Genomic DNA, 12,066 nt, shown 5'->3' on the forward strand with positions numbered 1-12,066 from the left:
TGCGGTGGAAGCGCGTTGGGGCAGGGCTTCCCTTGGCGCCGCGCCGCGCTAGGGAAGGGACAAGAGGGAGTATCTCGATGAGCGAAACGGCGGCAGTGACGAAGAAGCCCGGCTGGCGGGTGGCGATCCGGGCGCTGGGCCAGCGCAAGACCGGCTTCATGCTGCTGTTCGGCTTCGCCAGCGGCCTGCCCTTCGCGCTGTTCCTCGGCACGCTCTATGCATGGCTGTCCGAAGCCGAGGTCGAACTCGAGACGATGGGCGTCTTCTCGCTGATCGGGCTCGCCTATGCCTTCCAGTTCCTGTGGTCGCCGCTGATCGACAAGGTCAACATCCCCGGCTTCGCGCGGCTGGGCAAGCGCAAGCAGTGGATCGTTCCGGCGCAGATCCTGCTCGGCGCGATCCTGATCGCGCTCAGCCTGACCCAGCCGAGCAACAGCACCATGGGCTGGTTCTCGCTGCTGGCCGGGATCGGCGCGCTCGCCAGCGCGACGCAGGACATCGCCATCAACGCCTGGCGCATCGACGTCGCGGACGAGAAGGCGACGCTCGATATCCTCTCCACCATCTACCAGATGGGCTACCGCCTCGCGGCGCTGGTCGGCGGCGCACTGGGCCTGATCATCGCCGCGCGCATCGGCTGGCCGCAGACGTATCTGATGATGGGCGCGATCCTCGTCGCCATCGGCATCGCCGGGCTGTTCGCCCCCGATTCCGCCACCGGCGAGGCGGCGGTGAACCAGGCCGAGGACGAACTTCTCCGCTCGCTGCGCCAGCAGGGCGAGCTGCAACCACAGGTCCGCGCGCGGGCGCTGGCGGCGGTCGGCACGCTGTGGGCAGTCGCCATCGTCGGGGTGGTGACCTTCATGTACATGTCGATGGCCTATGCGCCCGAAGACCGCCCGGACCCGACCGCTTTCACCATCACATGGGGGCCGTGGATCATCGTCGCGACGGTAGTCATCCCTGCGCTGATCGCGGGCTGGCTCGCCTCGCAGAAGGCCAAGGGGGAGGGCGTGCTGGCCGAAGACCTGCCACCCGCCAGCGGCAAGGGCGCGACGCTCGACCACCTCTACCGCGCGCTGGTGATGCCGCTGGTCGAATTCGTCGGCAGGATGGGCTGGTCGCTGGTGCTGATCCTGACGGTGGTGCTGACCTACCGTATCTGCGATTCGATCTGGGGCACCTTCGCCTATCCGTTCTACCTCGGCGAGCTGAAGTACACCAACGACGAGGTCGCCTTCGCCTCCAAGTTCTTCGGCGTCGGCGCGGTTATCGCGGGCCTGGCGCTGGGCGGTTTCCTGCTGACGGTCATCGGCCGCATGGCGACGCTGGTGCTGGGCGGCATCGCCGCCGCGCTGACCAACCTGCTCTATGCCGACATGGCCGTGGGCGGGGCGCGGATGCAGGCGGCGAGCGATGCGATCGGTTTTTCCCGCCTGATCGAGACCATCGCCCCCTTCGGTTCCGACGCGCTGGCGCGACTGACCTTCACCGTGATGTGGGAAAACCTCGCCATCGGCGTCGCCGGTGCGGCCTATGTCGCCTGGCTGAGTTCGATCGTGAACAAGAAATACGCCGCGGTGCAATATGCGCTGTTGTCGTCGCTGACGATGCTGGTCGGCACGCTGGGGCGCGGGGCGCTGGGCCAGATGATCGAGCAGCAGGGCTATTACCCGGTCTTCGTGCTGACGACCTGGATCGGGCTAGGCGCGGTGGTGCTGTGCGTGGCCGAATGGGTGCGGCAGGCGAAGATGGGCCAGCGCGCGGGGGTGGTGGCGCCGGAGGCCGTGGCGGCGGGGTGAACCGTTCCCTCTCCCGCAGGGGGAGAGGGGTTCAGTCCGGCACTTCGTCGTTAAGCCGCAGCACCTCGCCCGCGAGGTAGAGCGAGCCAGCGATCAATACCGGCAGCCCGTCGTCGGGCAGGGCGGCGAGGGCGGCCGGAACGTCCCGCGCGGCCTGCGCATCCGGCCCGAAAGCGTCTGCCGCGAAATGCTCATGCGTCGGCACGGGAACGACCGTGATGCCGGCGATCATCGGCGCGAGCGGGCCGGTAAGCGCAGCCGGATCCTTGCCTGCGATCATGCCGATGACGAGGTGCAGCCGCTGCCCTGCGAAATGCCGCGCCAGCGCCGCACCGGCCGAGGGATTGTGCCCGCCGTCCAGCCAGACCTCGCGCGAACCGGCGAGCGGGCCGGGCGACAGGCGCTGGAGCCGGGCGGGCCAGCGGGCGCTGGTGAACCCCTGCGCGATCGCTTGGTCGCTGACGGGCAGGCGCGACTGGCAGCGCAGCATGGCCGCGGCAAGTCCCGCATTAAGGCGCTGGTGCGCCCCGCCGAGAGCCACCTGCTCGCCGGCCGCCGCCTCGGCCAGGACGAGCGGCGCGCCCGCCCTCTCCGCCGCAGCGGCGATGGTGGCCATCTCGAGCGGCGGCTGCGGGATCGTCACCAGCGGCACGCCCTTCTTGGCAATCCCCGCCTTCTCGAAGGCGATCCGCGCCATCGGTTCGGTCGGCACGCCGTCCTCCGGCGCGAGCAGGAAGCGTTCGTGGTCGATCCCAAGCGCGGCGATGCCGCAGGCGGCGAGGACTTTCGGCCCCAGCACATTGGTCGCATCGAACCGCCCGCCGAGCCCGACCTCGACCACACAGGCATCGGCTGGTTCGCGGCTGAAGGCGAGAAAGGCAGCAGCTATGGTGACTTCGAAGAAGCTGGGATTAAGCCTTTCGATCTGTTCGAGAACTTCCTTCAGGAGAGCGGCGAGGTGATCGTCCTCGATCAGCTTCCCGGCGAGGCGGATGCGCTCGTTGTATCGCACCAGGTGCGGGCTGGTGGTGACGTGGACGCGGTAACCCTCGGCCTCCAGCATCGCCCGCAGGAAGGCGCAGGTCGAGCCCTTGCCGTTGGTGCCGGCGACATGGAAGACCGGCGGCAGGCGGGTGTGCGGGTCGCCCAGCCGGGCGAGCAACTGTCGGATCGTCTCCAACCCCAGCCGCCCGTCGGGCACGCTGAGCGCCGCCAGCCGGTCAAGCTGGTCCTGGACGCCGGGATGCGAGGATTTGGCGAAGTCCATCAGTTTCCCCTCCCGCTTGCGGGAGGGGTTAGGGGTGGGTGAGTCGCGCCGTGCAGCATAGGTGGCGCTTTGCCCACCCCCGGCCCGTCCCGCAAGCGGGAGGGGCGTGTTAGGCCGCCGCCTTCGGTGCCAGGTAATCCAGCAGCGTCGCAAGTTCCTCGCGCAGCTGATGCCGGTGGACCACGCGGTCGACCATGCCATGCTTGTGCAAATACTCGGCCCGCTGGAAGCCTTCGGGCAATTGCTCGCGGATCGTGTCCTGGATCACGCGCTGGCCGGCGAAGCCGATCAGCGCGCCCGGTTCGGCGATATGGATGTCGCCCAACATGGCATAGCTGGCGGTGACGCCGCCGGTGGTGGGATCGGTCAGCACAACGATATAGGGCAGCCCGGCTTCGCGCAGACGGCGGGTCATCACGGTCGCCTTGGGCATCTGCATCAGGCTGAGGATGCCTTCCTGCATCCGCGCGCCGCCGGCAGCGGTGACGACGACATAGGCGCATCTGCGGGCCAGTGCCCGCTCCGCCCCGGCGCAGAAGGCGGTGCCCACGGCCATGCCCATCGATCCGCCCATGAAGCCGAAGTCCTGCACGCCGACCACCGCCGCGCGCCCGTCGATCGCGCCCGAACCGACCGTGAAGGCATCGGCATAGGGGTTCTTGGCCCGCGCGTCCTTCAGGCGGTCAGGATATTTCTTGGTGTCGCGAAACTTGAGCGGGTCCTCGGTAACCTGCGGCTGGGGCAGCACCTCGTAGCCGGCGTCGAGCAATTGCCGCAGCCGCTCGTCCGCGCCGATGCGGCTATGGTGGTCGCAGCGCGGACAGACCATCTGGTTGTCCTCGTACTCCTTAACGAAGAGCATCTCCGCACAGGAGGGACACTTGATCCAGAGATCCTTGTCGGTGGTGCGCTTGTCCGGGCCGAAGCCGAGCGAGTTTCTGACGCGTGTGAACCAGTTCATGCAGGTGCCTTAATCGCCATTCGCGGCCAAAAAAAGCCCTAGCGGGCCGCGTGCACAGCCGCCGCGAGCGAGGCCGTGTAATCGCGCAGTTTCACAGGTGCATCCGCGCCATGTTCGCCGACCAGCTCGACCAATGCGCTGCCGACGACAACGCCGTCCGCCACCTTGGCGATGGCCCCGGCCTGCTCGGGCGTGCGCACGCCGAAGCCGACCGCGACGGGGATGTCGGTCGCGGCCTTGAGCCGCGCCACGGCATCCTCGATGCTGGCCTGCGCCGCCTGCTGCTTGCCGGTGATCCCGGCGACTGAGACATAGTAGAGGAACCCGGCCGAACCCTCGAGCACCTGCGGCAGGCGCGCGGCATCGGTGGTGGGCGTGGCGAGGCGGATCGGGGCGATCCCGGCGGCGCGCAGCGCGGGGCCGAGGGCATCGTCTTCCTCGGGCGGGATATCGACGCAGATCACGCCGTCGACGCCGCAGCCCTGGCACTCGCCCGCGAACCATTCCGGCCCGCGCCGCACCATCGGATTGGCATAGCCCATCAGCACCAGCGGCACGTCCGGCTGCCGCTCGCGAAACTCGTTGGCGATCATGAAGACATCGCGCGTGGTCGTGCCTGCACCGAGGCTGCGCAAATTCGCGGCCTGGATCGCGGGGCCATCGGCCATGGGATCGGTGAAGGGCATCCCCAGCTCGATCACATCCGCGCCGCCCTCGACCAGCGCGTCGAGATTGGCCGCGGTGTCGCCATCGCCTGCCGTGATAAAGCAGACGAGCGCGGGGTGGGGTTTGGCGAAGGCGGTGGAAAGGCGGGTCACGAAGCCCTCTCCCCTTCAGGGGAGAGGGTTGGGAGAGGGGAACATAATTCGTCCACCACCAAGCCCAATGCCTCAAGCACCCCTTCCAGATTCCCGATCACTTCGGAGTTCGCAAACCTGATCACCCTGTATCCTTGCTTTTCCAGAAATTTCGTCCGCTCGGCGTCATAGCGTTCTTGTCCGGCATGGGTATCGCCATCAAGCTCGATCACCAGTTTCGGCTCGTTGGCTGCAAAATCGGCAACGAACGATCCTATCACCTTCTGTCTGCGAAACTTGATCCCTCGAAACCGGCTGGCGCGTAATTCGAGCCAAAGGCGCATTTCCGGCTCGGGCAAGTCCTTGCGCATTGCCTGGGCGCGTTTGAGCAAGTCTGCGTTTCTCATTCCCCTCTCCCAACCCTCTCCCCTGAAGGGGAGAGGGCTAGATTTCCACTCCCAGCTTCTCCGCCACGGTGAAGATGTCCTTGTCCCCGCGGCCACAGAGGTTGGCGAGGATGATCTGGTCGCGGTCCATCGCCTTCGCAACCTTGGCCACCGCCGCGATGGCGTGGCTGGGTTCCAGCGCGGGGATGATGCCCTCAGTCCGGCACAGCAGCTGGAAGGCGTCGAGCGCTTCCTGGTCGGTCACGGCAGTGTACTCAACCCGGCCCATGTCCTTGAGCCAGGCGTGTTCCGGCCCGATGCCGGGATAGTCCAGCCCCGCGCTGATCGAGTGGCCCTCGGTGATCTGGCCGTCCTCGTCCTGCAGCAAATAGGTCTTGTTGCCGTGGAGCACGCCGGGGAAGCCGCCGAGCAGGCTGGCCGCGTGCTGGTCGCCGTCGAGGCCGTAACCCGCCGCTTCGACCCCGAGCATCTTCACGTCGGGATCGTCGAGGAAGGGGTGGAACAGCCCGAGCGCATTGGAGCCGCCGCCAATCGCCGCCACCAGCAGATCGGGCAGGCGGCCGGTGCGGGCGAGCATCTGCGCGCGCGCCTCCTTGCCGATCACGCTCTGGAAATCGCGCACCAGCTCCGGATAGGGATGCGGGCCGGCGGCGGTGCCGATGATGTAGAAGGTGTCATGGACGTTCGCGACCCAGTCGCGCAGCCCCTCGTTCATCGCATCTTTGAGCGTCGCCGCGCCGCTGGTGACGGGCACTACTTCCGCGCCGAGCAGCTTCATGCGGAACACGTTGGGCGACTGCCGCTTCACGTCCTCCGCGCCCATGTAGATGACACAGGGCAGGCCGAAGCGCGCGCAGACCGTGGCGGTGGCAACGCCGTGCTGGCCCGCGCCGGTCTCGGCGATGATGCGGGTCTTGCCCATTCGCATGGCGAGCAGGATCTGGCCGATGCAATTGTTGATCTTGTGTGCGCCGGTGTGGTTGAGCTCGTCGCGCTTGAACCACACCTGCGCCCCGCCGAGCGCCTCGGTCAGCCGTTCTGCATAGTAGAGCGGGCTAGGGCGACCAACGTAATGTTCGAGCAAGTCGTCGAACTGCGCCTGGAACGCCGGATCGGCCTGTGCGGCGCGATATTCGCGCTCCAGGTCGAGCACCAGCGGCATCAGCGTCTCGGCGACATAGCGCCCGCCATAGTCGCCGAAGTGCCCCCGTTCGTCGGGCATGTTGCGGAAGGTATTGGGGGTGTTCATAGCGTGCGCTCCATGCCGCCGTGCGGGCGCGAAGTCGAGACGCTAGTTGGCATCACGGCCTTTGTGCCGTGCGCACCGCCGCGCCGAACGCTGCGATCTTGGCAACATCCTTCACGCCCGGCGCGCTTTCGATCCCGCTCGAGGCATCGACGAGCGGAGCGCCCGTGCGAGCGATGGCATCCGCGACATTGCCGGGGTTAAGCCCGCCAGCAAGGCCCCAGGCGGTCGGGCCGCGATAGGCGGCGAGCAGTGACCAGTCGAACCGCAGGCCCATCCCGCCGGGCAGCACGCCCTTGGGCGTCTTGGCATCGAACAGCAGGAAATCCGCCGCGCCGTGATAGGCCTTGGCCCGCGCCACATCGCTTTCGCTGGCCACGGGGAGGACCTTCCACACTTCGATCCCGAACCGAGCCTTGACCTCCGCCACCCGGCCTGCGCTTTCCTCGCCATGCAGCTGGATCGCGTCGAGCCCGGTGGCGACACCTTCGGCCAGTGTCGCATCGTCAGGGTCGACGAACAGTCCCACCCGCTCGATCCGCCCCTTGGCCTGCGAGGCCAGTGCGGCCGCCTCGGCCCTTTTCAGGAAGCGGGGCGAGGGCGGGTAGAACACCAGCCCGACATGGCTCGCCCGCGCCGCAATCGCCGCCTCGAGCGCTTCGGCCCGGTCGATACCGCAGATCTTAATGCCGGTCATGGCGGCGCTATTGCTGGAGTTTTTCCGCCAGTTCAAGCGAGTGCTGGATCGCCCTGCGCCCCTCGGCCGGAGAATGGCTCATCACGATCAGGCCGGCATCGGGAAAGGCCGTGCCGAAGTTGCGCACCGACTGCGCGTAGGCGGCGGTGTCGGCATCGCCGAGATTGCCCAGTGTGGACGAATCGCTGCCCTTGATCATGCAGCCGCCGAAGGCGAGGCCGCGTTCCGGCAGGCCGACAACGATGTTGTCGCGCGTATGCGCCCCGCCCGGGAAATAGACCTTGAGCGGAGCCAGCACCGCCGCACCCGCGCCCGTCGCCCAGCCCTGGGCATCGAAGGCCAGCGTATCGCTTGTGGGGAGCAGGCCCTCTTCGGGCGCAAGCCGGTTGCTGAGCGGGTTGGCCCAGCTCTGGATACCGGCAGCATCCAGCGCGCCGATGCCGCCCATCTTGTCCTGGTGGGCATGGGTCACGACCGCCGCGCGTACCGGCTTGCCCAGTACCTCGGCGGCCCAGCGCAGGATCTGCGCGGTCTGGGCATCGGTCCAGGCGGTATCGACCAGCAGGGTGGCGTCACCGTCCACCACCAGCAGACCGTTGGAGGGGACAGGCCCGAAACCCATCAGGTCGAGATAGGTCGTATGCTGCCACACGCCGGGGGCCAGCTCGGTGAAAGAGACCTCGCCGAACCGCACCACATCGCGGCCGGCCTCCTGCTGCGCCACCGGGGCGCGGATTTCCGCCGGCACGCAGGCTGCAAGCAGTAGGGTGGCGATGGCGATAGCCGCGCGCATCACATTTCCCAGCGGTTGCCGGTGAGCGTGTTGAAGTTGAGCCAGTTGAAGGTCCATTGGCCGTCCTGTCGTTCAAGGACGATGTCCCACTTGACGATGCAATCGCCCATGCGGGTAACATAGGTCTGTTCGAGGACCATCGATCCGAAGGGCTGTTCGCGGATCAGCTCGGTCTCGGAAATGGGGCCGCAACTCGTGTCGAAGGTCCGATAGACCTGCTGGAGCGACATGCCTTCGGCCTCCTTGGAATTGGGAAACCGGGCTGCCATGGTCTTTTCGACGCCAAGCTGGTTGATCGACGCGAACAGGTCTTGCACCAGCGCGACGGCTTCCTCGCTTTGCGACGCAGGGAGGGACTCGAAGCGCTTGATGCCGTTGGCCGTCGCGGGAGACCCGGCCGATGCCAGCATGGCGAGCACAACTGCATATTTCATCGCCGAGTGTTCTCCGTCAGGATTAGCGCTTCAATCATTCTGGATCAGCCGCAACAACGTACCATCCGGGTCCACCAGATAGGCGATCGTCAATCCGCTCGCCTCGCGTCTCGGGCCATGAAGGCGGGGCCAGCCGACAGTTTTCTCCTCGATCCCGGCGGCCCGACAGGCGGCAACCATCGAGTCTAGGTCGTCGAGGCGCAGGCAGCAGCTGAAGGAACTCGTCGCAGGGTCCAGGTCGGGGTAGGGGAAGAATTCGAGCTGCACGCGGCCCCGCCTCAGGATCATCCATCCCCCGTCCTTCCACCCGGTCGAAAAACCGAGGGCGGCATAGAACGCCTCGGCGGCATCGAAATCGCGCGCGGGCAGGTTGGGTGTGGCGTGGTCGGCCATGGCTATTGTGGTGCCAGCTCGAACATCATTCCGATGCTGCCGTTAATGGCAAGTTCGCCGGTGGCGACGGGTGTCGTCACATCCATGGTATCGAGCGAAGCGAACTCCATCAGGCCGTAGCTCCTGCCGCTCGACGAGAGGCCCGATGTCCGGCCTTCGTCGATCATGATGATGCGCACGATCCTGAGGCCCGCCGCTGCGGCATAGAACTCGGCGCGCTTGCGGGCGTCGAGGATCGCCGCCCGGCGCGCTTCCTCTTCCGCTGCGACAGAATCTTCGAGGATAAAGGTCGGCCCGTCCACCGTATTGGCGCCTGCCTTGACGAGGCCATCGATGAGCGATCCGAACTGGCCCGGCCGCCGCAGCTTGAGGACGGCAGAATTGGCTGCGCGGTAACCGACGATCTTGGGCGCTTCGGGCGCAGCCACGGGTTCTTCCATCGCCTTCGCAGCCGCCATGGCGGCATCGGCCGCCGCGCTTGCCGCATCGGCGATTGCCAGAGGATCGAACGCCAGCGCGCCGAATTCGTCCTCCATCACCGGCACGACCGACACCTGGCTGGTCTGCATGTCCACGTCGGCAATTCCCAGTCTGCGAGCGGCAGCAAGGACGCTTTGCATCTGCGCGGAATTGGCGCGGAGGGCCTCTTCCGCCGTCGCCCCGGTGGTCGTCACGCCCGCGCTCAGGATTGCCACGTCGGCCTGCCGCTTGACCACGCTCTTGCCGGTCATCGTCAGGACGGTGTTCCCCTCGTTCACCGGATCCAGCGCCAGGATGCCCATGCCCTGGATATTCTGTGCCTGCGCGGGCACGCCCATGCCGACGGCCGCGACGGCCAGTGCGAACGCGTATTTCCTCATGTTCCGACCCTCTCCCAAATCAAGATTGCTATAGTGTTGCCTCGATCTGCCGCGCCGCAGCCAGCGGATCGTCGGCCCTGCTGATCGGGCGGCCGATGACGAGCACGCTCGCTCCGTCGTCGCGAGCCTGGCGCGGGGTGACGACGCGCTTCTGGTCGCCGGTCGCGCTGCCTGCCGGGCGGAGGCCTGGGACCACGAAGAAGCCCTTCTTCCACTGCTTGTGGACCGCGCCTACTTCCTGGCCGGAGCACACGATGCCGTCCAGGCCCGAGGCTTCGGCTAGTTCGGCCAGGCGGAGTACCTGGTCATGTGCGCTGCCGTTGATGCCGGTGCGTTGCAGGTCGCGCTCGTCGAGACTCGTCAGCATGGTGACGGCGACGACCTTCGTCTTGTCGCCCGCTGCAGCCTTCGCGTCCTCCATCATCGCGCGACCGCCCGAGGCGTGGACCGTGACGATGGCGGGCTCGAGCACATGGATCGACTGCATCGCGGCAGCGACGGTGTTGGGTATGTCGTGCAGCTTCAGGTCGAGGAAGATCGGGAGGCCGACGTGGGCGATTTCGTGCACCCCGTGGTGGCCATGGGCGTAAAAGAACTCCATGCCGAGCTTGATGCCGCCAATGTGCGACTTGACGCGGGTGGCCAGGGCCTTGGCCGCTTCGAGCCGGGGCAGGTCGAGCGCAAGGTAGACCGGGTTCGACATCAGGGCCTGCCCTCCGCCGTGCCGGTCGCGCCGGGCCCGTCGGCGTCCTCGGTGCCGGGTCGCGCCACCATCGAGGCGCGGGCCGCATTTTCGAGGCTGACGACCTTGCGCTGCAGGCTCCAGCGGACGCCGCGATGATAGAACCACATTGGAAGGAAACCCAGCAGGAAGAAAATCGGAGCGATGAACCCGACGGGCCATTCGAACAGCAGGCCCTGGTCGAACGGCCAGATCCGCACCGGCACCCGCTCGCGCCAGTTCATCGCGATAAAAACCAGGGCGAACAGCCCGATGATCGCCAGCAGCAAGCTTCGGATTATGCGCATCTTCCCCACCATCTCCCTTCGCAGACGATGCTAGGGCGGGCGCGGCCAAACGTCTAGCCGAATACCCGAGCGAAAATCGTATCGACGTGCTTGAAGTGGTATTCGAGATCGAACTTCTCGTCGAGCTGGTCCGGCGACAGTGCAGCGGTGACTTCAGGGTCGGACTTGAGCAGGTCGAGCAGCATCAGCCGTCCGTCCGATTCCCACACCTTCATCGCATTGCGCTGGACCAGGCGGTAGGCATCCTCGCGGCTGACGCCTGCCTGCGTCAGTGCCAGCAGCACCCGCTGCGAATGGATGAGGCCGCCCATGCGGTCCATGTTGGCCTGCATCCGTTCGGGATAGACCAGCAGCTTGTCGACCACACCCGTCAGGCGGGCGAGCGCGAAATCGAGCGTGATGGTGGCGTCCGGGCCGATGAACCGTTCGACCGAGCTGTGGGAGATGTCGCGCTCGTGCCACAGCGCGACGTTCTCCAGCGCGGGCAGGGCATAGGCGCGGATCATGCGCGCTTGGCCGGTCAGGTTCTCGGTCAGGATCGGGTTGCGCTTGTGCGGCATGGCGCTCGAGCCCTTCTGACCGGGCGAGAAATACTCCTCGGCCTCGAGCACCTCGGTGCGCTGCAAATGGCGAATTTCGACCGCAAGCCGCTCGATGCTGCCTGCAATCACCGCGAGCGTCGCGAAGAACATTGCGTGCCGGTCGCGCGGGATCACCTGGGTGCTGACCGGCTCCACGGCGAGGCCCAGCTTGTCGGCGACATATTCCTCCACCTGCGGATCGACATTGGCAAAGGTACCGACCGCGCCGCTTATGGCGCAAGTGGCGATCTCGGCGCGTGCGGCCAAGAGCCGCGTCTTGCAGCGGTCGAATTCGGCATAGGCTTGTGCCAGCTTGAGCCCGAAGGTCACCGGCTCGGCATGGATGCCGTGGCTGCGGCCGATGGTGGGCGTGTATTTGTGCTCCTCCGCGCGGCGTTTTATTGCTGCCAGCAGATCGTCGAGATCAGCCAGCAAAATGTCGCTCGCCCGTGCCAGCTGCACCGCCAGCGTGGTGTCGAGCACATCGCTGCTGGTCATGCCCTGGTGCATGAAGCGCGCCTCGTCACCGACATTCTCCGCCACCCAGGTAAGGAAGGCGATGACGTCGTGCTTGGTCACGGCCTCGATGGCGTCGATGGCTTCGACGTCGATCCTAGGGTTCGTCGCCCACCAGTCCCACAGCGCCTTGGCCGCGCTGGCGGGCACCACGCCCAATTCGCCCAGTTTCTCGGTCGCATGGGCCTCGATCTCGAACCAGATGCGATAGCGGGCCTCCGGCTCCCAGATGGCGGTCATTTCGGGGCGGGCGTAACGGGGGACCATGGGTCGACTCCGGGCA

14 protein-coding genes are annotated in these 12,066 nt (G+C 66.7%); 1 reads left to right on the plus strand and 13 read right to left on the minus strand.

What is annotated here, in order from left to right:
* Positions 1–77 precede the first annotated feature (77 nt).
* Complete coding sequence (locus WAB17_RS10585) at positions 78–1,802, plus strand: AmpG family muropeptide MFS transporter (protein ID WP_435417313.1); 1,725 nt, start codon at positions 78–80, stop codon at positions 1,800–1,802.
* A 31-nt stretch (positions 1,803–1,833) separates the two neighbouring features.
* Here the strand turns inward: WAB17_RS10585 and WAB17_RS10590 are convergent, their stop codons facing one another.
* The 13 genes from WAB17_RS10590 to purB all read right to left on the minus strand — a co-directional run bounded on the left by WAB17_RS10590 (position 1,834) and on the right by purB (position 12,050).
* On the minus strand, positions 1,834–3,072 hold the full coding sequence (locus WAB17_RS10590) for a bifunctional folylpolyglutamate synthase/dihydrofolate synthase (protein WP_435419372.1): 1,239 nt from the start codon (positions 3,070–3,072) through the stop codon (positions 1,834–1,836).
* Positions 3,073–3,178: 106 nt separating this feature from the next.
* Positions 3,179–4,030 (minus strand): acetyl-CoA carboxylase, carboxyltransferase subunit beta, encoded by an 852-nt coding sequence (gene accD, locus WAB17_RS10595; RefSeq protein WP_435417314.1) that lies wholly within the window; start codon positions 4,028–4,030, stop codon positions 3,179–3,181.
* 38 nt (positions 4,031–4,068) lie between these two features.
* Positions 4,069–4,848: a tryptophan synthase subunit alpha gene (trpA, locus tag WAB17_RS10600; RefSeq protein WP_435417315.1), complete on the minus strand. Its 780-nt coding sequence runs from the start codon at positions 4,846–4,848 to the stop codon at positions 4,069–4,071.
* The gene (locus tag WAB17_RS10605) at positions 4,845–5,234 is read right to left on the minus strand and encodes an endonuclease domain-containing protein (protein ID WP_435417316.1); all 390 of its coding nucleotides are present in this window, start codon (positions 5,232–5,234) and stop codon (positions 4,845–4,847) included. Before WAB17_RS10605 ends, trpA begins: the two co-directional genes overlap by 4 nt.
* 37 nt (positions 5,235–5,271) lie before the next feature.
* Complete coding sequence (trpB, locus tag WAB17_RS10610; RefSeq protein WP_435417317.1) at positions 5,272–6,483, minus strand: tryptophan synthase subunit beta; 1,212 nt, start codon at positions 6,481–6,483, stop codon at positions 5,272–5,274.
* Positions 6,484–6,535: 52 nt separating this feature from the next.
* Positions 6,536–7,177 (minus strand): phosphoribosylanthranilate isomerase, encoded by a 642-nt coding sequence (locus tag WAB17_RS10615; RefSeq protein WP_435417318.1) that lies wholly within the window; start codon positions 7,175–7,177, stop codon positions 6,536–6,538.
* 7 nt (positions 7,178–7,184) lie between these two features.
* Positions 7,185–8,027, minus strand: coding sequence for a subclass B1 metallo-beta-lactamase (bla, locus tag WAB17_RS10620; RefSeq protein WP_435417319.1), 843 nt, complete (start codon positions 8,025–8,027; stop codon positions 7,185–7,187).
* Positions 7,970–8,404: a hypothetical protein gene (locus tag WAB17_RS10625; RefSeq protein ID WP_435417320.1), complete on the minus strand. Its 435-nt coding sequence runs from the start codon at positions 8,402–8,404 to the stop codon at positions 7,970–7,972. The genes bla and WAB17_RS10625 overlap by 58 nt, the downstream gene beginning before the upstream one ends.
* 30 nt (positions 8,405–8,434) lie before the next feature.
* Positions 8,435–8,797 (minus strand): bleomycin resistance protein, encoded by a 363-nt coding sequence (locus WAB17_RS10630; RefSeq protein ID WP_435417321.1) that lies wholly within the window; start codon positions 8,795–8,797, stop codon positions 8,435–8,437.
* Between the two features lie 2 nt (positions 8,798–8,799).
* Positions 8,800–9,657 (minus strand): SIMPL domain-containing protein, encoded by an 858-nt coding sequence (locus WAB17_RS10635; protein WP_435417322.1) that lies wholly within the window; start codon positions 9,655–9,657, stop codon positions 8,800–8,802.
* 28 nt (positions 9,658–9,685) lie between these two features.
* On the minus strand, positions 9,686–10,360 hold the full coding sequence (pyrF, locus tag WAB17_RS10640) for an orotidine-5'-phosphate decarboxylase (RefSeq protein WP_435417323.1): 675 nt from the start codon (positions 10,358–10,360) through the stop codon (positions 9,686–9,688).
* Positions 10,360–10,686, minus strand: coding sequence for a LapA family protein (locus WAB17_RS10645; protein ID WP_435417324.1), 327 nt, complete (start codon positions 10,684–10,686; stop codon positions 10,360–10,362). Before WAB17_RS10645 ends, pyrF begins: the two co-directional genes overlap by 1 nt.
* 53 nt (positions 10,687–10,739) lie before the next feature.
* Positions 10,740–12,050 carry an adenylosuccinate lyase gene (gene purB / locus WAB17_RS10650; RefSeq protein WP_435417325.1) on the minus strand — a complete coding sequence of 437 codons (1,311 nt, stop codon included), beginning with the start codon at positions 12,048–12,050 and terminating at the stop codon, positions 10,740–10,742.
* Positions 12,051–12,066 lie beyond the last annotated feature (16 nt).

Source organism: Parerythrobacter aurantius, from assembly GCF_045291475.1.
Classification (GTDB): domain Bacteria; phylum Pseudomonadota; class Alphaproteobacteria; order Sphingomonadales; family Sphingomonadaceae; genus Parerythrobacter; species Parerythrobacter aurantius.

What these genes read in the sequence shown, in the direction of transcription:
- WAB17_RS10585 (WP_435417313.1), top strand. Translation starts at nt 78, where the DNA reads ATGAGCGAAACGGCGGCAGTGACGAAGAAGCCCGGCTGGCGGGTGGCG.
- accD (WP_435417314.1), bottom strand. Translation starts at nt 4,030, where the DNA reads ATGAACTGGTTCACACGCGTCAGAAACTCGCTCGGCTTCGGCCCGGAC.
- WAB17_RS10605 (WP_435417316.1), bottom strand. Translation starts at nt 5,234, where the DNA reads ATGAGAAACGCAGACTTGCTCAAACGCGCCCAGGCAATGCGCAAGGAC.
- trpB (WP_435417317.1), bottom strand. Translation starts at nt 6,483, where the DNA reads ATGAACACCCCCAATACCTTCCGCAACATGCCCGACGAACGGGGGCAC.
- WAB17_RS10615 (WP_435417318.1), bottom strand. Translation starts at nt 7,177, where the DNA reads ATGACCGGCATTAAGATCTGCGGTATCGACCGGGCCGAAGCGCTCGAG.
- bla (WP_435417319.1), bottom strand. Translation starts at nt 8,027, where the DNA reads ATGGACCTTCAACTGGCTCAACTTCAACACGCTCACCGGCAACCGCTG.
- WAB17_RS10625 (WP_435417320.1), bottom strand. Translation starts at nt 8,404, where the DNA reads ATGAAATATGCAGTTGTGCTCGCCATGCTGGCATCGGCCGGGTCTCCC.
- WAB17_RS10630 (WP_435417321.1), bottom strand. Translation starts at nt 8,797, where the DNA reads ATGGCCGACCACGCCACACCCAACCTGCCCGCGCGCGATTTCGATGCC.
- WAB17_RS10635 (WP_435417322.1), bottom strand. Translation starts at nt 9,657, where the DNA reads ATGAGGAAATACGCGTTCGCACTGGCCGTCGCGGCCGTCGGCATGGGC.
- pyrF (WP_435417323.1), bottom strand. Translation starts at nt 10,360, where the DNA reads ATGTCGAACCCGGTCTACCTTGCGCTCGACCTGCCCCGGCTCGAAGCG.
- WAB17_RS10645 (WP_435417324.1), bottom strand. Translation starts at nt 10,686, where the DNA reads ATGCGCATAATCCGAAGCTTGCTGCTGGCGATCATCGGGCTGTTCGCC.
- purB (WP_435417325.1), bottom strand. Translation starts at nt 12,050, where the DNA reads ATGGTCCCCCGTTACGCCCGCCCCGAAATGACCGCCATCTGGGAGCCG.